This is a genomic window from Spirosoma sp. SC4-14 (assembly GCF_037201965.1).
Taxonomy (GTDB): Bacteria; Bacteroidota; Bacteroidia; order Cytophagales; family Spirosomataceae; genus Spirosoma.
The window spans coordinates 3,925,163-3,947,147 of sequence record NZ_CP147518.1; the positions used below are offsets into that span (position 1 = coordinate 3,925,163).

General features: G+C 49.3%; 21 protein-coding genes. 19 read left to right on the forward strand and 2 right to left on the reverse strand.

Annotated elements, in window-relative coordinates; genetic code table 11:
- Positions 1-170 precede the first annotated feature (170 nt).
- The gene (locus tag WBJ53_RS16080) at positions 171-1,757 is read right to left on the reverse strand and encodes an acyl-CoA carboxylase subunit beta (protein WP_338867898.1); all 1,587 of its coding nucleotides are present in this window, start codon (positions 1,755-1,757) and stop codon (positions 171-173) included.
- 104 nt (positions 1,758-1,861) lie between these two features.
- Here WBJ53_RS16080 and WBJ53_RS16085 point away from each other — a divergent pair, with 104 nt between their 5' ends.
- The 16 genes from WBJ53_RS16085 to WBJ53_RS16160 all read left to right on the forward strand — a co-directional run bounded on the left by WBJ53_RS16085 (position 1,862) and on the right by WBJ53_RS16160 (position 17,917).
- Positions 1,862-2,395, forward strand: coding sequence for a hypothetical protein (locus tag WBJ53_RS16085; protein WP_338867900.1), 534 nt, complete (start codon positions 1,862-1,864; stop codon positions 2,393-2,395).
- A gap of 29 nt (positions 2,396-2,424) precedes the next feature.
- Entirely contained in the window at positions 2,425-3,174 is a 750-nt protein-coding gene (locus WBJ53_RS16090; RefSeq protein ID WP_338867902.1) for a hypothetical protein, read from the forward strand.
- Complete coding sequence (locus WBJ53_RS16095; RefSeq protein WP_338867904.1) at positions 3,171-3,887, forward strand: hypothetical protein; 717 nt, start codon at positions 3,171-3,173, stop codon at positions 3,885-3,887. Before WBJ53_RS16090 ends, WBJ53_RS16095 begins: the two co-directional genes overlap by 4 nt.
- 218 nt (positions 3,888-4,105) lie before the next feature.
- Positions 4,106-5,152, forward strand: coding sequence for a type IX secretion system protein PorQ (gene porQ, locus WBJ53_RS16100; RefSeq protein WP_338867906.1), 1,047 nt, complete (start codon positions 4,106-4,108; stop codon positions 5,150-5,152).
- A 228-nt stretch (positions 5,153-5,380) separates the two neighbouring features.
- Positions 5,381-8,020 (forward strand): DUF5686 family protein, encoded by a 2,640-nt coding sequence (locus tag WBJ53_RS16105; RefSeq protein ID WP_338867908.1) that lies wholly within the window; start codon positions 5,381-5,383, stop codon positions 8,018-8,020.
- Between the two features lie 12 nt (positions 8,021-8,032).
- Positions 8,033-9,076 carry a hypothetical protein gene (locus WBJ53_RS16110; RefSeq protein ID WP_338867909.1) on the forward strand — a complete coding sequence of 348 codons (1,044 nt, stop codon included), beginning with the start codon at positions 8,033-8,035 and terminating at the stop codon, positions 9,074-9,076.
- Between the two features lie 51 nt (positions 9,077-9,127).
- Positions 9,128-9,973 carry a glycosyltransferase family protein gene (locus WBJ53_RS16115; protein ID WP_338867911.1) on the forward strand — a complete coding sequence of 282 codons (846 nt, stop codon included), beginning with the start codon at positions 9,128-9,130 and terminating at the stop codon, positions 9,971-9,973.
- On the forward strand, positions 9,970-10,827 hold the full coding sequence (locus WBJ53_RS16120; RefSeq protein ID WP_338867913.1) for a 1-deoxy-D-xylulose-5-phosphate synthase N-terminal domain-containing protein: 858 nt from the start codon (positions 9,970-9,972) through the stop codon (positions 10,825-10,827). The genes WBJ53_RS16115 and WBJ53_RS16120 overlap by 4 nt, the downstream gene beginning before the upstream one ends.
- 73 nt (positions 10,828-10,900) lie before the next feature.
- The gene (locus WBJ53_RS16125) at positions 10,901-11,815 is read left to right on the forward strand and encodes a transketolase C-terminal domain-containing protein (RefSeq protein ID WP_338867915.1); all 915 of its coding nucleotides are present in this window, start codon (positions 10,901-10,903) and stop codon (positions 11,813-11,815) included.
- A 103-nt stretch (positions 11,816-11,918) separates the two neighbouring features.
- Positions 11,919-13,256 carry an aminotransferase class III-fold pyridoxal phosphate-dependent enzyme gene (locus tag WBJ53_RS16130; RefSeq protein ID WP_338867917.1) on the forward strand — a complete coding sequence of 446 codons (1,338 nt, stop codon included), beginning with the start codon at positions 11,919-11,921 and terminating at the stop codon, positions 13,254-13,256.
- Between the two features lie 137 nt (positions 13,257-13,393).
- A complete protein-coding gene (locus WBJ53_RS16135) occupies positions 13,394-14,200 on the forward strand; it encodes an SDR family oxidoreductase (protein WP_338867919.1) in 807 nt (268 codons plus the stop codon).
- A gap of 135 nt (positions 14,201-14,335) precedes the next feature.
- Positions 14,336-14,887: an HAD family hydrolase gene (locus tag WBJ53_RS16140; RefSeq protein ID WP_338867921.1), complete on the forward strand. Its 552-nt coding sequence runs from the start codon at positions 14,336-14,338 to the stop codon at positions 14,885-14,887.
- A complete protein-coding gene (locus WBJ53_RS16145; protein WP_338867923.1) occupies positions 14,868-15,773 on the forward strand; it encodes an N-acetylneuraminate synthase family protein in 906 nt (301 codons plus the stop codon). The genes WBJ53_RS16140 and WBJ53_RS16145 overlap by 20 nt, the downstream gene beginning before the upstream one ends.
- 98 nt (positions 15,774-15,871) lie before the next feature.
- Positions 15,872-16,783, forward strand: coding sequence for a sterol desaturase family protein (locus WBJ53_RS16150; RefSeq protein ID WP_338867925.1), 912 nt, complete (start codon positions 15,872-15,874; stop codon positions 16,781-16,783).
- Between the two features lie 2 nt (positions 16,784-16,785).
- A complete protein-coding gene (locus tag WBJ53_RS16155) occupies positions 16,786-17,160 on the forward strand; it encodes an SMR family transporter (RefSeq protein ID WP_338867927.1) in 375 nt (124 codons plus the stop codon).
- A gap of 241 nt (positions 17,161-17,401) precedes the next feature.
- Positions 17,402-17,917, forward strand: a complete 516-nt coding sequence (locus tag WBJ53_RS16160) for a hypothetical protein (RefSeq protein ID WP_338867929.1) — start codon at positions 17,402-17,404, stop codon at positions 17,915-17,917.
- 49 nt (positions 17,918-17,966) lie between these two features.
- Here WBJ53_RS16160 and WBJ53_RS16165 read toward each other — a convergent pair whose 3' ends face one another.
- Complete coding sequence (locus WBJ53_RS16165; RefSeq protein WP_338867931.1) at positions 17,967-18,653, reverse strand: CAP domain-containing protein; 687 nt, start codon at positions 18,651-18,653, stop codon at positions 17,967-17,969.
- Between the two features lie 320 nt (positions 18,654-18,973).
- On the opposite strand from WBJ53_RS16165, the gene WBJ53_RS16170 reads away from it, so the two are divergent.
- From WBJ53_RS16170 to WBJ53_RS16180, 3 genes are all read left to right on the forward strand, one after another.
- Complete coding sequence (locus WBJ53_RS16170) at positions 18,974-19,849, forward strand: PE-PGRS family protein (RefSeq protein WP_338867933.1); 876 nt, start codon at positions 18,974-18,976, stop codon at positions 19,847-19,849.
- 182 nt (positions 19,850-20,031) lie between these two features.
- Positions 20,032-21,255: a sialidase family protein gene (locus WBJ53_RS16175; protein ID WP_338867935.1), complete on the forward strand. Its 1,224-nt coding sequence runs from the start codon at positions 20,032-20,034 to the stop codon at positions 21,253-21,255.
- A gap of 24 nt (positions 21,256-21,279) precedes the next feature.
- Positions 21,280-21,915, forward strand: a complete 636-nt coding sequence (locus WBJ53_RS16180) for a phosphoribosyltransferase (RefSeq protein ID WP_338867937.1) — start codon at positions 21,280-21,282, stop codon at positions 21,913-21,915.
- Positions 21,916-21,985: the final 70 nt, after the last annotated feature.

Here is a 21,985-nt window from a genome sequence, read left to right on the forward strand (position 1 = left end):
AAGCACAGTTCGGAATAAACTACTGGGTTGTTTGGTAGATTGATTTGCCATGCTATATTCTTATCGGTGTTGATCCTGTATACAAATATGCACAGTTAAAAATATAGTTGCACTACCTTTTGCCAGATATTATTCTGCCATTCGATAGAATATTGGGCTAAAATGGTCTTTCACAAAGGAATATTTCCATGTTTTTTCCTTGGCATACTGGCCACCTTATTTTCCAGCATACCAAACGCCCGAATGAGTTTTTGCCGTGTTTGATCGGGCATAATTACCTCGTCGATATACCCCCGATGAGCAGCCCTGTAGGGGTTGGCAAATTTTTCGGTATAGTCCTGTACTTTTTCCTGAAGTTTGGCCTGCGGGTCGGTGGCTTCGGCAATTTCGCGTTTGAAAATAATTTCGGCCGCACCGCTGGCACCCATTACGGCAATCTCGGCCGATGGCCAGGCATAGTTCAGATCGGCACCGATGTGTTTCGAATTCATCACATCATACGCCCCTCCATAGGCTTTACGCGTAATGACCGTCACGCGTGGCACTGTGGCTTCACAAAAGGCATATAATAGTTTGGCACCGTTGGTGATGATGCCATTCCACTCCTGATCGGTGCCGGGCAAAAAGCCGGGTACATCTTCAAGTACCAGCAAAGGGATATTGAAACAATCGCAGAATCGAACGAAACGAGCCGCTTTGGTACTGGCATTAATATCGAGTACGCCAGCCAGTACGGCCGGTTGATTACCTACCACACCAATACTACGGCCCGCAATCCGGGCAAACCCCACAACAATGTTTTCGGCAAAGTTTTTATGCACCTCCATAAAACTGTCGGCATCGACCAGTTCGGCAATCACCTCGCGCATGTCGTAAGGCTGGTTCGGGTTGTCGGGAATAATACTGTTTAATGCCGAACGGCTTTCGTCGGTCGGTTCATAGGCATACCGAGTGGGCTCATCTTCGCAATTTTGTGGAATATAACTCAATAGTCGTTTAATATGCTGAATACAAAGCAGCTCGTTTTCGCAGGCGAAATGTGTCACACCTGATTTGGTGCTATGCGTGCTGGCTCCACCCAGTTCTTCGGCCGTCACCGTTTCATGCGTTACCGTTTTAACTACGTTAGGCCCGGTCACGAACATATAGCTCGTATTCTCAACCATAAAAATAAAATCGGTAATGGCCGGACTATACACAGCGCCACCAGCGCATGGCCCCATAATGGCCGATAATTGCGGAATCACGCCCGACGCTTTCGTATTCCGGTAAAAAATATCGGCATAGCCTGCCAGCGACAGAACGCCCTCCTGAATCCGAGCTCCTCCCGAATCGTTCAAACCAATAAGAGGAGCGCCGTTTTGCATGGCCAGGTCCATGAGCTTACAAATTTTTTCGGCATGGGTTTCGGACAGAGCACCACCAAAAACCGTAAAATCCTGCGCAAACACGTAGACGAGCCGACCGTCGACCGTACCATAGCCCGTTACGACACCATCGCCCAGATAGTGCTCCTTGTCGAGCCCAAAATCGCGGCTCCGATGCATCACAAACTTACCAATCTCTTCGAAGGACCCTTCATCCATCAAAAGTGCAACCCGCTCGCGGGCGGTGAGTTTTCCTTTAGCGTGTTGGTTATCAATTCGTTTCTGACCTCCGCCAAGCTCAGCTTCAGCGTTTTTTCGGGCCAGCATATCAATTTTTGATGGTTTGGGATTGAGCGGAGAATCGGTCTCAGGACGGGTTTCGGCTTGCATACACGTTGTTGAAAAATTTCAGTAGAGACAAAGTTAAATTTTCTTCTTAATTCCAACGATTCTATTTCTGTTTGTATCCTTAGGGGTCTAAACCTAGTTACACCATGCATAGACTTATCCTTTCAGGCATCCTGCTAGCGCTATGTTTAGTGGTGGATGGATGCTATCGGCCTTACGCACCGGCTCCGCCGACTTCAGGCGACACCTACCGGCCGGTTTATGCCCCCTTTTCCGAAGTCCGTTCGGTGCAGACGCTGGAACCCCAACCGTACAAAAATGCCGGAAAAATCTACATTAAAGATAAATTCCTGTACATCAACGAGGTTGGAAGCGGTATTCATATTGTCGATAATAGTCATCCCGAAAAACCGGTTCAGGTGGCGTTTATTGCCATCATGGGTAATCAGGAACTGGCTATTAAAGACAGTATTCTCTATGCCGATAACGTAACGGATCTGGTGGCGCTCAATATTGCGGATCCGCATAATATCCGTCTGGTAAAGCGTCTTCAAAATGTATTCGACTATTCGGCCTACCCGTTAGCCACGAATGTACGTTTCGAATGCGCCGACCCGGCAAAAGGGGCCGTTATTCGCTGGGAGAAAACCGCTGTCGAAAATCCTCAGTGCTATCGCTAAGACCTGATCTATCCTAACCTACAACCTTCATGAGAACATTCAGCTATCTGCTACTGGCCACTATTCTATTCATCCAGGCCTGCCAGACTACTGGTAGCGATTCGCCCTCCCCCGGCACCGGGGTTGGCGGTTCAACGGCCCGGTTTACCATCAGCGGTAACACACTCTACACCGTTAGCAATACCGCTCTGCAAGCCTACGACATTTCGAATAGCAGCAACCCCCAGAAAGGTAGCAGAACCTCGCTGGGGGTTGGCGTTGAAACGATTTCCCCCTACCAGAACAACCTGTTCATCGGCACACAAACGGGTATGTATATTTTTGATACCAATGCCGGGAATCCGAAACAGCTTAGCTTATATACCCATATTCTAAGCTGTGATCCGGTAGTTGCGCAGGGCAACTATGCCTATGTTACACTCCGGAGTGGCACCAATTGCCGGAATCAGTCTGTTTCCATCAACAGCCTGGATGTAATCGATATCAGCGATCCCACTAAGCCACGGCTGGTTCAGAGCTATCCGATGACCAATCCGCGTGGCCTGGGTGTCGACAGCACCTTGCTGTTTGTCGGTGAAGGAGATTATGGCCTGCGCGTAATGGACATTAGCAACCCGGTCGATATTAAGGAACTGGAATACTTTTATGACACCAAGACCTACGATGTAATTCCAACTAGGAAACTGTTGATCGTTACGGGACCGAAGGGCATATATCAGTACAGCTATGCCGATCTGAACAAGTTAAAGTTACTCAGTCAAATCCCGGTAGAGCCATGAAAATTTCTCTCCTGATTGGGTTGCTGATAGGGCTTAGCGACCTGCTTTTCACGGCTAATGCCCAATCGGTAAGCTCGGTACCGAACAGCCAGAACGCGCAGGGGTATCTTCCGCGGTGGATCGTCAAATTTGCGCCCTTAAGTCTCATCGATCCCAGCAATACCATTCAGTTTGGCGTCGAACGGGTCGTCAGTCAGCAAAACTCGCTACAGGCTGAATTTGGCTATGGTTGGCAGGGGATAAACGCCTGGAATCGCGGGAATGAAACACGCTACAGCAACTTTGAAGTTTGGCGCGGCCGGGCCGAATGGCGACATTACTGGCGTCGAGCCCCGGCTCCGATTGGTGGTTATACGGCCATCGAAGGCTTATACCGACGTGACAATGCCATGGAACATGGAACTGTAGGGATCGGATCTTCTCTCGATATCTACCAGTATCAGTATTACCAGATGTATTCACTCCCGATTTCAAATCAGGTCTGGGCCCTTACTGTAAAGGTTGGCCGCCAGTTTTCCATGTCAGCCAACAACCGATTGCTGGGCGACTTTTATATGGGTTTAGGGTACCGGACTGGCACTACCAGCCAGCCACATCGGCCTGATGGATACAATTATTATTACCCTAGTGGCCTCATAATCGACCCGTTTAATCTAAATCGGTACCCAAATCTCAACGCGTCGTTCGGTATAAAAGTGGGATATGCTTTCTGATTTTTCCAGCACTTTCACCGCAGAGACCGCCAAGATCAACCGCAACGTACACAGCGGATTGCTTCGTGACCTTTGCGCTTATCTTAGCGACCTCTGCGGTAAAAACCCAATCTGATTTTTTGCAAAAGTCCTGCTCAATTTTGTATCGGGCTTATAATCGAATTTTTGTCGGGCTGAAATTTCGCGTTTCTTTGCAGCAAAACGCGAATGATTACTGCTTGAAAAACCGACTCTTTTTCTTCATCACGGTTTGGTTCTGGCCGTTTCTGACAATGGCTCAGCCGCTCGGCGGTCAGCGTGTTTTTTCATTTCTCGATCTGCCTACCCACGCACGTGTGGCAGCCCTGGGCGGTCAGGTAGCATCGGCCACCCAGCCCGACGGCTCCTACCATCTTAACAATCCGGCGCTGGCCGATTCCATCCGCGACAACCAGCTTTCGTTAAGCCTGATGCCGTATCTGGCTGCGGCCAAATATTATACCCTGCACTATGGATTGCCTTTTGGCGCGGGACAGGCCGGCCGAAAGGCGCACTGGGCTGCCGGTATGCAATACCTGAGCTACGGACAGTTTACGCTGACCGATCCGGCCGGGAACTCGCTGGGCACTTTTTCGGCCAACGACTACGCTGTTAGTCTCACCCATGCCCGTACAGAAGGAAATTTCACTCTCGGGGCAACGCTGAAAGCCGTTGGTTCGAGCATCGAAACCTATTCGGCATTTGGGATTCTGGCCGATCTGGGGGGCGTATGGCGACACCCGAAACAGGAATTAAGCTTCGGTCTGGTAGCAAAAAACGTTGGCTACCTACTTAAGAACTACGGCCCTTCTGAGGCCAGCCTGCCATTCGATCTTCAGGCGGGCGTAACGCTAAAACCTAAACACGCCCCTGTTCGACTGACGTTAACGGCCCATCATCTACAGCAATTCGACATTACCTACAACGACCCAACCCTGAACGTCCGGTATGATCTGAATGGAAATCTGATCCCGCAGACAACCAGTGTTACCGAAAAAATTGCCCGACATCTGAGCGTTGGAGTCGAGCTGCTGATTAGCCGAAATGTGCATATTCTGGCGGGCTACAATCACCTCAAACGTCAGGAAGGCAAGCTCACCACCGGGGGCGGTGGTGCTGGCATTTCCTTTGGCGCATCCATTCAGGCGCGCGGTTTTCAGCTCACCTATGGGCGTTTTTCGTCGGTTCCCACAGCAGGCACCAGCCAGCTATCCCTGCGCATTGATCTGGATCGTATTATCCGATAAGCGTTATCATCCGTCCGTGTAATTCTCATAGCCTATAGCCGAACTATGAATTATATTTCAGGCATAATCATTTGGACAAAATAAAGTAAACGTTTATTTTAAACAAGAATTTAAAGTCCAGAGCAGGTAAGCGAAAACTTTTTTTCAAGTTACGCTGTATGTGTATAGTCAACTGAGTTTACTTAGTTTATCTCGTTGGTCATCTACCATTCATTGCCTATTCTGATTATGGACGATAACTACTCGGATTCGTCTGACCGGGGTATTGATTATCCCATTCGATGGCGTACCAACCTATTCTGGCTGGCCCCTCTCCTGTTGTGCCTACTAACTGGCTATCAGGCTATTGCTCAAAAAGTCGTTGTCAGAGGTAAAGTTCTCAACGCCCGTACCAACGAAGCTGTTGAGTTTTCAAATGTCGTTATTACCGGCACCACTACCGGCACCCAGTCGGACCTGAACGGTGCTTATGCCCTTGAACTTTCGCCGGGAACAGTTACCCTAAAAGCGTCATTTGTTGGCTACGCGCCCGATTCAAAAACCATCACCATCGACGGGTCGAAGAAGGTAATCGTTTTGAATTTTCGCTTGCAGCCTCAGCAAAAAAATCTGTCTGAAGTGACCGTGAAAGGTAAGAAAGAACGCTATCGGAACAAAGGTAATCCGGCCGTTGCGCTGATCGAAAAAGTAATTGCGCACAAAGCTCAGAACCGAAAAGAAGCGTTCTCCTTTTACCAGTACAACAAATACGAAAAGATCGAATTTGACCTGAGTAACATTTCCGAAAAATTCCGAAACCGGCGCTCACTCAAAAAATTCGATTTCGTCTTCAATTATCTCGACACCTCGCAGGTGACGGGTAAAGTGAACCTGCCGATCTACCTGAAAGAGTCGGTTTCTAATGTGCTGTATAGCCGCAATCCAGAGCGAAAAAAGGAAGTTGTAGACGCCGAAAAGATGACCGGACTCGGCAATTATGTCGATAATAACGGCATCAAGGTGTATCTGGAAACGCTCTATCAGGATGTGAATGTTTATGATAACAACATCATGCTGCTGTCGAATCAATTTCTGGGCCCTACGGCTCCACTGGCTCCGCAGTTCTACAAATTTGTTATCATCGACTCGACCGACATCAAGGGCGTTCGGTGCGTCAACCTGGGGTTTTCGCCCCGAAACAAAACCGATCTGTTGTTTCAGGGCACGATGAGCATTGCGCTCGATTCGAGTTATGCGATTCGGAAAGTGGTGATGGGCTTCTCGAAAGACATCAATGTCAATTTCGTGACTGATATGCGGCTGGCACAGGAATATGATTTTGTGCAGGATCAGGGGCTGATGCTAACCAAAGACGAGCTGGCCATTGAATTTAATCTGCTTAAGAAAGAGAACGGCATGGGGCTATTTGGCCAGCGCAGTGTGTCGTATCGGGATTATATTCTGAACCAGCCTATCGACCTGAAGCGATTTAGTGGGCTTTCGACCGATATAAACCGGGATGCTCAAACGCGTAGCGATACCTATTGGGCCGAAGCACGACACCAGCCCCTTTCCAGTAAAGAGCAGGGCATTTATACGATGGTCGACAGTGTGAAGAAAGTGCCCGTCTTTCAGAAATTTATGAACACGGCCATGTTTCTGCTGGAAGGCTACAAGCCATTCGGTCCGTTTGAACTAGGCCCGGTTAATACGTTCTATAGCTTCAACCCGGTCGAAGGGCTGCGGTTGCGGGCCGGTGGCCGAACAACCACCTCGTTCAGCGACCGGATGGCGTTCGAAACTTACGGTGCTTACGGCTTCCGCGACAAGCGATTCAAATATTTTGCTTCGGCTACGTTCTCACTCACCGACCATAATACCTACACCTATCCCATCAAACACATACAGGTCAGCGTACAGAACGAGCTGAAAATTCCGGGGCAGGAACTTCAGTTTGTGCAGGAAGACAACTTTTTGCTGTCGTTCAAGCGCGGCCCCAATAACCGCCGAACCTACAATCAGGTTTTCAACATCGACTACCTCAATGAGTCGAAAAGCGGTCTGGCTATCAACTTAAATGCCAGGCATATTCAGCAGACCCCGGCGGGTGCGCTTACGTTCGAGCAGTTTTCGCCCGATGGTAGCCTGATGCCCATAACGAACGTAACCAGTACCGAACTAACAGCCGGACTCCGGTATGCGCCACACGAACAGTTCTATCAGGGCAAAAATTACCGGGTACCCATTGTTAACAAATACCCCATTATTCAGGTACGCTATACGGCTGGCATAAAAGGGTTGCTGGGTGGTCAGTATACATTTCAGCGGCTGATGGCCTATGCCAACAAACGCTTCTACGTATCGCCCATTGGTTATACGGATGTAACACTCGAAGCAGGGCAAACATTTGGTCGGGTACCGTTCCCGTTGCTCACCATTCACCGGGCTAACCAAACATATGCCTACCAGCCCGAGTCTTATAACATGATGAATTTTCTGGAATTTGTCAGCGACCATTATGGTGCCGTTTTCGCCGATCACTACTTCAATGGTTTTGTGTTTAATAAGATTCCGCTGATTAAGAAGCTAAAACTACGCGAAGTGGTTACCTTTAAAGGTCTCTGGGGTGGTTTACGCCCCGAGAATCAACCTGGTGCCGAAACGAGTGCGCCAGGTCAGGCCGATGGTCTGCTACGCCTGCCAACCGATGAGTCAGGCAAACCCGTGTCGTTTGGTCTGGATTCCCGACCCTATATGGAAGCGAGCATTGGCATTGCCAATATCTTCAAAATCCTGCGCGTCGACCTTATCAAACGGCTGACCTATCTGGAGCACCCCAATGCCCCGCAGGGATATGGAATTCGGTTTCGAATGAAGTTTGATTTTTAGTGACCTATTCTCGTGAAGAAAAAAATACTGTTCATCGTCGGATCGGTTAACCAAACCTCGCAGATGCACCAGATTTCGGCGCAACTTGCCCATGACTACGAGTGCTGGTTCACTCAATTTTATGCCGATTCAAAGCTGATTAACTGGGGCATTCGGCAGGGTTGGCTCGACCATACCATTCTGGCCGGCAAATTCCGCTCCGATGCCGAAGCGTACTTACGCGCTCATAACCTGAATATCGATTATCAGGCTAAAAAAAATCAGTACGATCTTATTGTGGTATGTTCTGACCTGATTGTTCCCAGTGCCGTTCGGGCAACCAAAAGTATCTGGGTTCAGGAAGGCATGGTTGATGAGGTAACCTGGCTTACTAAAGCCGTGAAAGCACTCAGACTGCCCCGCTACTTCAGCGTAGGCACCTCCCTCAATGGAGCGTCGAACCTCTGCGATATCTATTGTGCCGCATCTGAAGGGTACAAGACGTTTTTCACAAACATGGGGACCGATGCCAGCAAGATTTTCGTAACGGGCATTCCCAATTTCGACAACGTTAAAAAGTTTCGGAATAATGAGTTTCCGCATCGCGACTATGTGATGGTAGCTACCTCCGACATTCGGGAAACGTTCCGGAGCGAAGACCGGCTGGCATTTATCCGACAGGCGGTCGAGAAAGCAAACGGGCGTCAACTTCTGTTCAAACTGCACCCTAATGAAGTAAGGGAACGGGCCGAAGCGGAAATCAGGCAAGTGGCTCCGCCCAATACCCTGATTTTTCAGCAGGGTAATACCAACGAAATGATTGCCAACTGCGCCGAACTCATTACACAGTACTCAACGGTAGTCTATGTAGGCATGGCCCTGGGGAAACCTGTTTCGTCGTATTTCGATATTGACCAGCTCCAACGGCTAACACCGGTACAGAACGGAGGCACATCGGCAGCCAACATCGCCCGCATCTGCCGGGACTTCCTAGGGGTTAACAGTTCAGGTAAAGAATTTGTTAAATCGTATCGATACGAGTCGATGCGCTATGACCATGAACGACTTTCGCTGTAACTAGCGCAATTAAACCAGAGCAGGTGTTTACGTTCCGATTGATTTGATTCCATGAATCACCCAACAATAGTAGTCATCGTTCAGGCCCGAATGTCGTCGAGCCGGTTTCCAGGAAAGGTACTCAAGCCCCTCCTGGGCAAACCGTTACTGGCCCGAATGCTCGAACGGCTGAACCAGTGCCAAACCCCTTTTACCACCGTCGTTGCCACATCGACCGACCCGTCTGATGATGTGATCGAACAATTTTGCGAGTCCGAACAGATTCCGGTTTATCGGGGTAGCCTGACCGATTGTCTGGACCGGCACTATCAGATTGCCATACACTGGAATGCCGATGTGGCCGTTAAAATCCCGTCGGACTGTCCGCTAATTGACCCGCGTGTTGTTGATCAGGTGTTTGACGTTTTTCTGAAAAACCCCGGTCAATACGACTTTGTCAGCAACCTGCACCCGGCCACCTGGCCCGATGGCAACGATGTCGAAATTATGACCCGTGCCTGTCTGCAGCGCACCTGGAGCGAAGCCACCAAACCGCTCGAACGCGAACACACCACACCCTATATCTGGGACACCGCTCCCGAATCCTTTCGGATCGGCAATGTTGTCTGGCCAACCGGCCTCGATTACTCCATGAGTCACCGCTTCACCATCGACTATGCCGACGATTACGAATTTATTCGTCGCATTTACGAAGCCCTCTATCCTGCCAAACCCAATTTCTCCTGCGAAGACATTCTGAATTTACTGGAACAAAACCCTAATATCTATGAAATCAATGCCGACCTGGCGGGTGTAAACTGGTACCGCAATCATCTGAATGAACTGAAAACTGTTTCAGCCGAACAAACAAAAAGCCCCCTCCCCCCCAAGGGGGCTTTTAACTTAGCTAATGCATGAATAGTAACACCTTACAAGATCTGGAAGCAACAGCCTTACGGGTACGGGAGCACATCATCCGTATGTCGACCGATGGCGGATGCTTTACGGGAGCCTCACTTTCGGCGACCGATCTGGTCGTTTACCTCTACAAACAATTTCTGAAGATCGATCAGTCGACGCTGAACGATCCAAACCGTGATTATTTGTTCCTGTCGAAAGGGCACGATGTTCCGGCCCTCTATGGCACCTTTGTCGAATTGGGCTGGATGCCTGCCGAACGGCTTGCCAACCATTTATCGACCAACGACTCGGTCTACTGGCATCCCAACGTTAAAATTCCTGGAATTGAGTTTCATTCGGGTTCATTAGGTCATCTTCCCTCGGTGGCACTGGGTGTAGCGCTCGACTGCAAGATAGGGGGATCGCCCAATAAGGTTGTCTGTATTCTGGGTGATGGCGAATTGAATGAGGGTTCGGTATGGGAAGCCGTTCTGGTCGCTAATGCCTACAAACTCGACAACCTGCTGTTTGTGGTCGACCGTAATTTTTTCCAGGCCAATATGCCAACCGAAGAACTGATACCGCTGGAACCACTTGCCGATAAGTTTGCAGCGTTCGGCGCGGCCGTCAAACGAGTCGACGGCCACAACTTTACAGCGTTAGAAAATGCACTTTCGGAATTTCCGTTTGAATCGGGCAAGCTTAATGTCCTGATTGCCGACACGCGCCGGGGTAAGGGTTTGCCAAGCATTGAAGCCCGCGCCGATCGGTGGTTCTGCAACTTTACGCACGACGAAGTCGACGCTCTAATCGGCGAATTACATGGCCAACATAAGGCTACTATTGAATCGGAAACCCTGGTAGTGAGATAGTTTACGGTTTATGGTTTCTCTGCCTTGTAGCTTGCTTTGATGCGGAGCAACCGTAAACAGAATACAGAATACAATGACCTACGAAGACTTACTTACCCAAACAGCACTGGCCGATGATCGGGTGGTTGTTATGACCGCCGAGAATAGGGCGCTGGTGCGCAATATGCCCCAAAATCTGGGGAATCGGTTCATTGATACCGGCATTACGGAACAATGCATGATTGGAGCGGCAGCCGGTCTGGCACTGCGCGGACGAACGCCTGTTGTTCATGCCCTGGCGGCTTTTCTGTCGATGCGGGCTTTTGAATTTATCCGTACTGATGTGGGCATCGGCAATTTGCCCGTTAAACTAAGCAGTTTTGTACCCGGATTTCTGTCGGATGGCAATGGTCCAACCCATCAGGCTATCGAGGATGTGGCGCTGATGCGGGGCATTCCCCATATGCAGGTATTCTGTCCGGCCGATGAACAGGACCTGCTTCAGATGCTCCCCACCATCTGGGCATCGCCCGCTCCCTCCTACGTGCGCATTACAACCCGCCCGGCTACCTATCAGCATAAACAACCCTTCGAAATTGGCTGTGCCGAGGTTGTATCGATGGGTTCAGACATTACGCTGCTTGTGTATGGTATGCTGTTCGAACAAGCGCTGATAGCCGCCGACATTCTCCGTCATGCAGGCTATTCGGTCGGGCTGGTGAACATGCGGAGCCTCAAGCCAATAGACGAACATACTATCCTGGATGTTTGCCTCAGTTCCGATCTGGTTGTTACCATAGAGGACCATTTTCTGACGGGTGGCCTCTACAGCATTGTGGCTGAAACGCTGCTCAAATACCGCAAAACCGCAAACGTACACCCCATTGCCCTCAAAGGAAAATGGTATAAACCCGGTCGGTTGAACGAAGTGCTCGAACACGAAGGCTTCACGGGTGCCCAAATGGCCCACACCATCCAAACCGAAATGATTGAAAACCTGGCAGACTGATCTTTCTAGTTAAGAGTGAAAAGTTAAGCATGAAAACTAGGTAAACATGACTCAGGCAGTAATACCTACTCTTCACTTTTCACTCTACACTCTCCATTCATTTATGAACACTATCCGATTTAACGAACAGTATCCCGACATCACGGTGTCGGATCAGTATTATGAGCGGGCGCTGGCCGTTCAGAAACCCATTACCCAAACGCTGGCCAAAGGACCGGGGCAGTTCATCAAAGGCGTTGCGCCAAAGTACCTCGATCGGGGTAAAGGGGCTCACGTTTGGGATGTCGATGGCAACGAATACCTCGATTTCAACGCGGCCATTGGTCCCATTTCGCTGGGCTACTGCTATCCGGCCGTGGATGAAGCCATTCGGAAACAATTGGAAAAAGGCATTACGTTTTCGCTGATGTCGCCCCTCGAAGTTGAACTATCCGAACTAATTCAGGAGGTGATTCCGAATGCCGAAGCGGTAAAAATCAGCAAAACCGGTGCCGATGTATGCTCGGCAGCTATTCGGGTGGCGCGGGCCTTCACAGGGCGCGATAAAGTGTTTTGCTGCGGCTATCATGGCTGGCACGACTGGTACATTGCTGTTACGAGCCGGAACGCGGGGATTCCCGATGCCATTCAGGATATGACTTATACGTTCGAGTATAACGACATCGACAGCATTAAAGCGGCACTGGACGATACCGTGGCCGCGCTGATTCTGGAACCGTTCATTTTCGAAGCGCCCAAACCCGGTTTTTTGGAAGAGCTGGCCGACGTATGTCGCCAGAACGGCACACTCCTCATCTTCGACGAAATGTGGACCGGCTTCCGAATTGCACTGGGCGGAGCTCAGGAATACTTCAATGTCAAGCCCGACCTGGCGGTTTATTCCAAAGCCTGCGCCAACGGAATGCCGATTGCACTGCTGACCGGCCGGGCCGATGTGATGGAACTCTTCAACAGCGAAGTGTTTAGTTATACCACATTTGGTGGCGAAGCCCTTTCGCTGGCAGCCTGCATTGCCACCATCCACGAACTCCGTAAACAAAACGTACCGGCTTACCTGAACGAGAAAGGTGGCTTACTAAAAGACGGTTATAATCAGTTAGCGACCGAGCTGGGGATGTCCCATCTGACCAAATGCATTGGCTATAACTGCCGTTCGATGGTCACCTTCTCGCCCGAAGCCGGAAATGGGCTGGAACTGAAAACGCTCATGCAACAGGAAATGATCAAGCGTGGGGTGCTGTGGGCCGGTTTTCATAACATGTGCTTCAGCCATTCCGACGATGATATTGCGTATGCGCTCTCGGCCTACCGCGATGTGTTGCCTATCATCAAAGAAGCCATTGAGAGCGGAGACGTAAAATCCTATCTGCACGGCGACGTGCTGGAAGCCGTCTTCCGCAAAACGAGCAACTATAACATCAAACCTAAAGCGACGGTGTAAACTCTTTCGGTACTCGGTTTATGGTTTACGATTTATCGTTTATCGTTTCTCCGCCAATTAGCATACGTCTCATTGAGGCAGCGCAACCGAAAAGCGTAAACGATAGACCGTAAACCATAAAACACTCCCACAGAACTATGCTTGACAAATTTTCTCTTTCGGGTCGGGTTGCCATCGTAACGGGAGCGCTGGGGTTGCTGGGACGGAATCACTGTCTGGCGCTGGCGGAAGCTGGTGCGAGTGTGGTTGTAGCCGATCTGGCTAAAGAGGCCGCTCAAACGTTTGCGGCTGAGCTTGGAGACAACCATCTGGGTATTGGTCTTGATGTGACCAGCGAAGCCAGCGTTATACAGGCTCGTGATCTGATTCTTGATCAATACGGCCGAATCGATGTGCTGGTAAATAATGCAGCCCTGAACGAAGCGGTCGAAAACCCGGCCATGGCGCTGGAACTGACCGCTTTCGAAAACTTTCCGGTGGCTCAGTTTCGGGCCTCGCTGGAGGTGAACGTAACCGGTGTATTTCTCTGCTCGCAGGTGTTTGGTACCGTCATGGCTCAACAAGGTAAAGGTAGCATAATCAATGTAGCCTCCACCTACGGACTGGTTGGGCCCGATCAGAGCATATACCGAAACGAAGCGGGTGAGCAAACGTTTTATAAAACTGCTGCTTACCCGGCCACCAAAGGTGCAGTCGTCAACTTTACCCGATTTCTGGCTGCGTATTGGGGGACCAAAGGCGTTCGGGTAAACACATTGTCGCCCGGTGGGGTCGAAAACAATCAGAACGAGTTTTTCATAAAAAATTATTCAGCCAAAACCGTACTCGGACGCATGGCCCAACCCGACGATTACCAGGGTGCTGTTGTTTTCCTGGCCAGCGATGCTTCTGCCTATATGTCGGGAGCAAACCTGGTTGTCGATGGCGGCTGGACGGCGATGTAAAGCCCCCTAACCCCCAAAGGGGGCAGCGCTGCCGCTTCATTTTTTGCAGCTTTTAGCTGCTTATTTGGGTGCGACAGCAACTGAGCGGCAGCGCTGCCCCCTTTGGGGGTTAGGGGGCTTTTAAAACACGATAAAATGAACCAAGAACTTATTGAAAAAGCAGCGCGTATTAAGCTGTTGCTCACCGACTGCGATGGCGTATTGACCGATGCAGGAGTTTATTACGGCGAAAACGGCGAGGTACTTAAAAAATTCAACATCCGCGATGGCATGGGCGCCGAACGGCTCCGCAAGCTGGTGGGTGTCGAAACAGGTATCGTTACCGGCGAAACATCCCCATCAGTGGTAGCTCGTGCGGCCAAACTAAAAATTACAGAATTGCATCTCGGCATAAAAGACAAACTGGCGTTGCTGGCCGAGATTCTGGAACGTTTAGAATTGGACGCATCGGAAGTAGCCTTTATTGGCGACGATGTGAACGATCTGGAAATTCAGAAAGCTGTTGGCTTTTCGGCCTGCCCTGCCGATGCTACCCGTCAGAATAAGGCCATTGTCGACTACTGCTGCGATGCCAAAGGGGGCGAAGGATGCTTCCGCGAACTAGCCGAATTTATTATCGACTCAAAACATATTGTTTCCGTTCAACTTGCTTCAACCAATCAAATCAATGAAAACCATCACGCTTAACACAGGTCGGACAATTGGGGCAGATCAACCCAGTTATATCATTGCCGAAATTGGCATCAACCACAACGGTTCGCTCGATCTGGCCAAACAACTCATCGACGAGGCCGTAGCTGCCAAGGCAGATGCCGTTAAATTCCAGAAACGGACACCCGAAATCTGCGTTCCCCGCGATCAGTGGAACATCATGCGCGATACGCCCTGGGGCCGTATGAGCTACATCGACTACAAACGCAAAACGGAATTTGGCGTTCTTGAATACACAGCCATCGATCAATATTGCCGGGAACGTGGCATCGACTGGTTTGCTTCGGCCTGGGATGTTGAATCCGTCGATTTTCTGGAAGATTTCGAACCTTGCCTCTACAAACTGGCGTCGGCATCCTTAACGGATTTGGCTCTGATCGAAAAAATCCTCCACACGGGTCGTCCCTTGATGCTATCAACTGGTATGTCGACCATGACGGAAATTGACGAAGCTATTACTCTGGTCGAAAAATTCGATGCTGATTATCCCTTGCTGGTGGCGCATTCAACGTCGGCCTATCCCTGCAAACCCGAAGAATTGAATCTGCGCATGGTCCCAACGTTACAGGCGGCTTACCCGAACATTCCAATTGGCTATTCGGGACACGAAACAGGTCTGGCTACAACTGTTGCGGCTGTTACACTCGGCGCCACCTTTGTCGAACGCCATTTCACCCTCGACCGGGCCATGTGGGGTTCCGACCATGCCGCATCGGTTGAACCACAGGGTTTGCAGCGCCTGGTGCGTGATATTCGGGATGTTGAAACGGCCCTGGGCGACGGCGTCAAGAAAGTATATGATTCTGAACTAGGCCCCATGAAACGGCTGCGGGTCAATATTAACTCCGCCTATTCCGTTTAATTTGCATCTGGTTAAACCATTACTCAACGATACGGTTCGAGACATACTTTGGCGACACCAATAACGCCGTATCCATCATCAAACGTAGTTTTTGACTTATGCCGCAGGCAGAATTACTACGAACCACCACCATAATTCTGGTGGTCTGGATCGTTATCATCCTGATCTGGGAACGGGTAGCCCCTTACCGCAAAGGGCTTTCCCTGTTCCGGGAGGGATTCTGGGTCGATCTGGTCTGGTATACCATCATCCAGAGTTACTTCCTTAAAATCCTGATTTTCGATTACATCATTGCTCCGCTGCAAACCCAGTTCGACTGGTCCGACTGGCAGTTCGTTCGCCATTGGCCGGTGTGGGTTCAGGTGTTGTTTTTTCTGTTCACCCACGATCTGTACATCTACCTGTTTCATCGCTTCCAGCATGCCAACAAGTGGTTCTGGCGAACCCACGAAGCCCATCACTCGAACAAGGAAGTTGATTTTCTGGCGGGTTCACGGTCGCATGTACTCGAAATTATCATTAACCAGACCATCGAATTTGCTCCAATTATCCTATTAGGAGCCGACCCGGCCGTTATCCCGATCAAGGCATTGCTCGATGCCATGTTCGGCATGTTTATTCATGCCAATATTCGCGTCAACCTGGGTCCATTAAAGTATCTCTTTAACACGCCTAACCTGCATTTGTGGCATCATGCCAACTATCAGGAGGTTTTCCATGCTAATTTCGGCACCAAATTCTCCTTTTTTGATTATTTGTTTGGCACTGTCTACGATCCGGGTCATGCGCCGGGTAACAAACCCGAAAACTGGGGACTTTACTATGATTACCCAAAAGACTACTTTCTCCAGCACGCATTTTCGGTCAGGCGTTTTGAGGAACGGAAGTTGCTGAAGTACAAATGGTTTTATCGTTACTACATGCTCCGGCCAAATCTGCTCCGTTTTCTGAAGAAACGATTCAACCGTCAACCCACGCCAACTCATCTCCAACCCGAAAACATCGACTGATTGTGCAAGCCTGGTTTTTTTTGTTTCTGGCAGCCTCCTTCGAAACCGCCTGGACCTATTCTTTGAAGTACATGACTTTCGACGCCCTGAAAGGACTGCGGTGGAGCACGTTTTACCTACCAACGGTTGGTTTACCCATTCTGCTTCCTTTTGTTGGGTATATCGTATTTGGCGTAGCCAATATTTATTTTTTCTCGCAGGCTATCAAACAAATTCCGACGCCAACTGCTTTCGCAGTCTGGACAGCCATGGCCCTGATTCTTATCAAAGCCGTTGATGTTTTTGTGTTTAAAACAAACTGGTCATTTACAGAGCTGTTTTTTCTGACATTGATTGGTATTGGTATTATTGGTTTGCGACTGTATTCGGCCAGCTAACACCCTTACTTTTATACAAGTAAAACATCGCTCGGTTCAATTATACACTTTTAACTGATCCGTAAAATAAAGTCCTGAAAAAAGTACCCATCAATCAGCTACGTTTAGCTATATTGTACATACTCAATTAACCCGTTTAATACGCAAAAAAGCCGTTCTATATTCTGGAGCGGCTTTTTTGCGCTGTAATGTGGCTAATTCAAACTCAACTCGTCTACACACTACTATTAAGTTTAGTCACATGAAAAAACTTTTCGCGTTTCTGCTTTGTCTGGCTGGCTGTACCCCTAAAACGACTCCTGTCAGCAACGCATCATTAACGATTTTACCTATCAGACAAGGGCAGGTCTCGTATACTAAAACGTTCAATCGGTTCAGCATATCTCCGGCAGAAGCCAATGCCCGAACGCAACAATGGATTGCTACTCATTATACGCTGCTGGATCTGCACCCCGCTCTACACACACCGGAAAAACCGGACTTAATTTATTCTGGCAATATTGCAGGCCGACGCTTTTATGATAGACGGGGCGAACGCATTATTTATCCTCCCATCAATTTTCAACTGGCAGTAGTGAATCAGCCCGATAGTAGTAAAATCTGGGTAACGAACCTTGAGGTTTACGATAAAACGCAATGGATTCCGCTTAACCAGGGGCAGTTTAGCAATACTCCCTTTGCGGAACTGTGGCTTTCGGATGTTGATGCTACTCTTCAGGACGTAATGATTGCTCTCCGTCAGCGTCTGGAACGATAAGTATCAGAAGTCCCATTTGGGCAGATCGGATTCTAAATTCATCAGCACATTATTTCGAGGCTTGAATGGGCGTGGCATTTCCAGCAAAATTCTGCACTAATCGACTGTAGGGGGCATGTTGTTCCAGAAAGGGATTCAGCGACAGGCGGGCTGCGCAACCCACATGCGTAAACATTGGGTTCAGTAAGTTGGCCCGGTGATGCGGAGAATGCAGCCACTGTTGCACAGCATATCGGGCAAAGGCCGCGTAGGTGTAAGGCTGATATAACTCCTTTGTCTGGCTGTTTAGGTATTCATACTGCCCCGTTCGCTTGTTCCGGCGGACGCCGAACCACTCTGGCGTATCAATTGTCTGATACTGGCCTATATTCTCGGCCGTCCAGTTGAACCGCCGGGTTTGTTTCTGAATGCGGTTAAAAGCGGTTCGGTCGGCCAGGCTATAGAAATTCTCATGGCCATAAAACTGTTTGTCGATCATTGACTCGGCATGCAAACTTGCCGATCGGTATAACGAAAAGTCATACAGCAAAACGGGCAAACCTGCCTGTCGACGCGCTTCGTTTGTGGCCTGAAACAAAGCGGCATCTAATAACAGCGTATCAGGATGAGTCAGCGACATTTGCTGATAGCTCATCGATTGCGCAAAAAAAGCCTGGTCCGTAAGCCGGAAATAGTCAGGCGTTTCAGTACGTATTGCAATCCAGTTATAAAGCTGAAAAACGACCCACCAACTCATAAAATTTTGCGGTCATTTGATACCTATTTATTAAAATCGGCTACGCTACATACAGTTAAACAAGATAGGGGAGCACTGGCAAAACTAAAATTATACGCATAAAAGACATAACAAATCTAATGCTATTTTTCCTATAACCGTACTATACGTTTACTGGTTTACTATCCGTCAATTGCACATTTTAGTCTTTCTGATACGGAATCCGCTATTGTTCCGTTTCCACATTGATGGTATTGTTTTTGTTTTCTTTTTACTTTGGCTGGTAAATTGTTTCCTATTGTGAGCTTTCCAGACCATTCTGGAGTACTCACGTCAACGTTATGCGCGCATTTCCTCTTATTCTGTGTTTGCTGATTACAGCATCCTGTAAACTTACTATTCCTGATACGGATAAAACCCTGTTTTCGTCGATCCCCGACACTACCCAAATACAGACAAACCGAATCAACTATGTAACGGGCATGGCTGACTCCCGTAGCCAGACTAATAATTTCTGGCTTATTCAGGGAGAAGGGACATCTAATAAACTTACCATGCTGGGCCACAACGGCCTGATAAAAGGAGAACTAACCATTCCCCGTTTTCCGAATCGCGACTGGGAAGATCTGGCCATTGGCCCCGGCCCCGAATCCGGAACAACTTATCTCTATATTGGCGACATTGGCGACTCGACCTACTCCAACGACTATTATCAGATTTATCGGCTGCCAGAACCAGCCTCCGTCAACTCCTCAATAACGCAAATCGAACGGATTAACTTCACCTATCCCGATGGCGCCCAAACGGCCAAAGCGATGCTTGTTGACCCCGAAACGAAGGATATCTTTATTATTGTAAACCGAAATCCGAATGTCAAACTGTATCGCCTTCCTTATCCACAGGACATCAACACCATTACGGTAGCCGAAGCCTTTGGCGAACTTCCCATAGGCATGGATGTTACAGGAGCCAGCATTTCAACTGATGGGCAGGAAGTTGTCGTTCGCAACTACACCCAGGCCTTTTACTGGAAGCGCTCTGGCCATCAAACCCTTGACGACCTACTTCGACATACGGTTTTTCGGATGGCACCTTTAGCCAGTGAGCCCAAAGGCGAAACTATCTGCTTCGATCAGGCCAACCGGGGGTATTATACACTCAGTCAGAAAAGCATGGCCAGTTCATCGGTTAATCTATACTACTTCGCCAAACAATAATCGATAATCGCCCATCAGGCAGTTTCACTAATTCAGCGTAGTTGGCAAACCGGCAGCAGCTCCATTTACTGACAGTATGGAACAGTTGCCGCAGACTTTATCGGGCAAGGGATAGCCATGTTGAGCAAAAAATCTGTATCTAAAGTACGTCCCTTACTGAATCAGCCAGAACAATACGCGTTATGAAAAATCGCTCCTGTGTCCTGCCAGCTATCGCCTTCAGACTGTTTATGGGCATTGGCCTGTTGCTTAGCTGGCCAATGATGCCCTGCATCGGGCAGGGTTTTGTCAATGTGCCGGGTGTCGTGATCGACCATCTACCCAAATCGACCCGTAACTACATCGGCTCACCGAGCATCGTTATTTTACCCAATGGAAAATACATTGCCTCGCACGATATTTTCGGCAAAGGCCCAACGCCCCAGCATACGCATGTATTTGAGTCGGCCAATAAAGGAAAGAGCTGGCAAAAAATTGCCGAACTCGATAGCCTCTGGTGGGCCACGCTCTTCATTAACAAAGGAGCCTTATATTTATTGGGAACAACAAGAGAGTACGGACGAATGTCGATTCGGCGCTCTATGGATGGTGGTCATAGCTGGAGCCAGGTAGAAGAAGGCATTCTAAATACGGGCGACGGTTATCATTGCGCATCGGTGCCGGTTCAGGTTTTCAAAGGTCGGGTCTGGAAAGGCATGGAGCGCAACGTTCCCGTAACGAGCTGGGGCAATTTTCAGAGTTTTGTGGCATCGGCCCCCGTTGATGCCAATTTGCTCGACTCCAAAAGCTGGACATTTACGCCAAGCCTGATTTACAACAAAACTGCCTGGAAACCCGGAAATGCCTGGCTGGAGGGGAATGTGGTCATGAACCCCCAGGGCGAAATCTGGAACATCCTTCGGGTCAATAACCTGGAAGACGACCAGGCGGCAATGTATCGGGTAAGCGACGATGGCCAAACGGCCGATTCAACAACGGTAACATTTATCCGGCTGCCGGGGGCGTGTAAAAAATTCAATATCCGTTTCGATCCTAAAACGAACCGGTATTATACCTTTACCAACTACGCCCTTCCCCAATACCGATCGTACCGACGCGAACGCGCCCGCAATGCGCAGGTGCTGCTTTCGTCGCCCGATCTGACAAACTGGACCATTCAGGGTATTGTATTGTTTAACCCCGATATCGAAAAACACGGGTTTCAGTATCTGGACTGGCAATTCGATGGTAAAGATATTGTCATTGCTTCCCGAACGGCCTTTGAGGATGGCCTGGGCGGAGCCGATAATCAGCATAATTCCAATTTCCTCACCTTTCATCGGGTCAAAAATTTTCGTCATTACAAGACCCCGGCCCAATGGCAACCCCTGCTGAAAGGCATTACCGACTTTGGTGTACTGAACTAATTTTCAACAAACATCAAGTATCTAATGCGTTTCCGAGATCGAACCGAAGCGGGACAGCTTTTGGCCGAACTGCTGAAGCCTTATACCAAGCAGGCTAACACGCTCATACTGGCCTTACCCAGAGGTGGAGTCCCCGTCGCGTACGAAATTGCCCGGCAACTCCACCTTCCCCTCGACGTTTTTCTGGTTCGTAAATTAGGACTTCCTCATCAGCCCGAACTCGCGATGGGTGCTATAGCCTCCGGTGGTGTGCAGGTATTGAACAACGACATAATCCAATCGTATGCCATTTCAGCCGAAACACTTGCCCAGGTTGTCAGGCGCGAAAGCCAGGAGCTGCAACGCCGGGAGCGCCTTTACCGAAATGAAAAACCACCCCATCAACTCGTCGACAAAACCATTATTCTCGTCGACGATGGCTTAGCAACTGGTGCCAGCATGCGGGCCGCCATCACTGCCTTAAGGCAACAGAACCCGAAGCAGCTCATTGTTGCGGTTCCCGTAGCAGACCAACAGGCCAGCGACGAATTCCGGCAGATTGCCGACCAGGTTGTTTGTATAACTACGCCTTCGCCATTCTATGGAGTGGGTATGTGGTACGACGATTTCTCGCAAACAACCGATGAAGAAGTCAGGCAACTGCTCGGCAGGTTCAGCTAACAACCAACACGGCTGCACACATACCCCAGAACGGTCTGCCGCATCGGTCTCTCTTCAAAAAAATAGCTTT

Excerpts from the sequence above, each read along its gene's own strand:
- WBJ53_RS16080 (WP_338867898.1), bottom strand. The coding sequence starts at position 1,757 with ATGCAAGCCGAAACCCGTCCTGAGACCGATTCTCCGCTCAATCCCAAA.
- WBJ53_RS16085 (WP_338867900.1), top strand. The coding sequence starts at position 1,862 with ATGCATAGACTTATCCTTTCAGGCATCCTGCTAGCGCTATGTTTAGTG.
- WBJ53_RS16090 (WP_338867902.1), top strand. The coding sequence starts at position 2,425 with ATGAGAACATTCAGCTATCTGCTACTGGCCACTATTCTATTCATCCAG.
- WBJ53_RS16095 (WP_338867904.1), top strand. The coding sequence starts at position 3,171 with ATGAAAATTTCTCTCCTGATTGGGTTGCTGATAGGGCTTAGCGACCTG.
- WBJ53_RS16105 (WP_338867908.1), top strand. The coding sequence starts at position 5,381 with ATGGACGATAACTACTCGGATTCGTCTGACCGGGGTATTGATTATCCC.
- WBJ53_RS16115 (WP_338867911.1), top strand. The coding sequence starts at position 9,128 with ATGAATCACCCAACAATAGTAGTCATCGTTCAGGCCCGAATGTCGTCG.
- WBJ53_RS16120 (WP_338867913.1), top strand. The coding sequence starts at position 9,970 with ATGAATAGTAACACCTTACAAGATCTGGAAGCAACAGCCTTACGGGTA.
- WBJ53_RS16125 (WP_338867915.1), top strand. The coding sequence starts at position 10,901 with ATGACCTACGAAGACTTACTTACCCAAACAGCACTGGCCGATGATCGG.
- WBJ53_RS16130 (WP_338867917.1), top strand. The coding sequence starts at position 11,919 with ATGAACACTATCCGATTTAACGAACAGTATCCCGACATCACGGTGTCG.
- WBJ53_RS16135 (WP_338867919.1), top strand. The coding sequence starts at position 13,394 with ATGCTTGACAAATTTTCTCTTTCGGGTCGGGTTGCCATCGTAACGGGA.
- WBJ53_RS16140 (WP_338867921.1), top strand. The coding sequence starts at position 14,336 with ATGAACCAAGAACTTATTGAAAAAGCAGCGCGTATTAAGCTGTTGCTC.
- WBJ53_RS16145 (WP_338867923.1), top strand. The coding sequence starts at position 14,868 with ATGAAAACCATCACGCTTAACACAGGTCGGACAATTGGGGCAGATCAA.
- WBJ53_RS16150 (WP_338867925.1), top strand. The coding sequence starts at position 15,872 with ATGCCGCAGGCAGAATTACTACGAACCACCACCATAATTCTGGTGGTC.
- WBJ53_RS16160 (WP_338867929.1), top strand. The coding sequence starts at position 17,402 with ATGAAAAAACTTTTCGCGTTTCTGCTTTGTCTGGCTGGCTGTACCCCT.
- WBJ53_RS16165 (WP_338867931.1), bottom strand. The coding sequence starts at position 18,653 with ATGAGTTGGTGGGTCGTTTTTCAGCTTTATAACTGGATTGCAATACGT.
- WBJ53_RS16170 (WP_338867933.1), top strand. The coding sequence starts at position 18,974 with ATGCGCGCATTTCCTCTTATTCTGTGTTTGCTGATTACAGCATCCTGT.
- WBJ53_RS16175 (WP_338867935.1), top strand. The coding sequence starts at position 20,032 with ATGAAAAATCGCTCCTGTGTCCTGCCAGCTATCGCCTTCAGACTGTTT.
- WBJ53_RS16180 (WP_338867937.1), top strand. The coding sequence starts at position 21,280 with ATGCGTTTCCGAGATCGAACCGAAGCGGGACAGCTTTTGGCCGAACTG.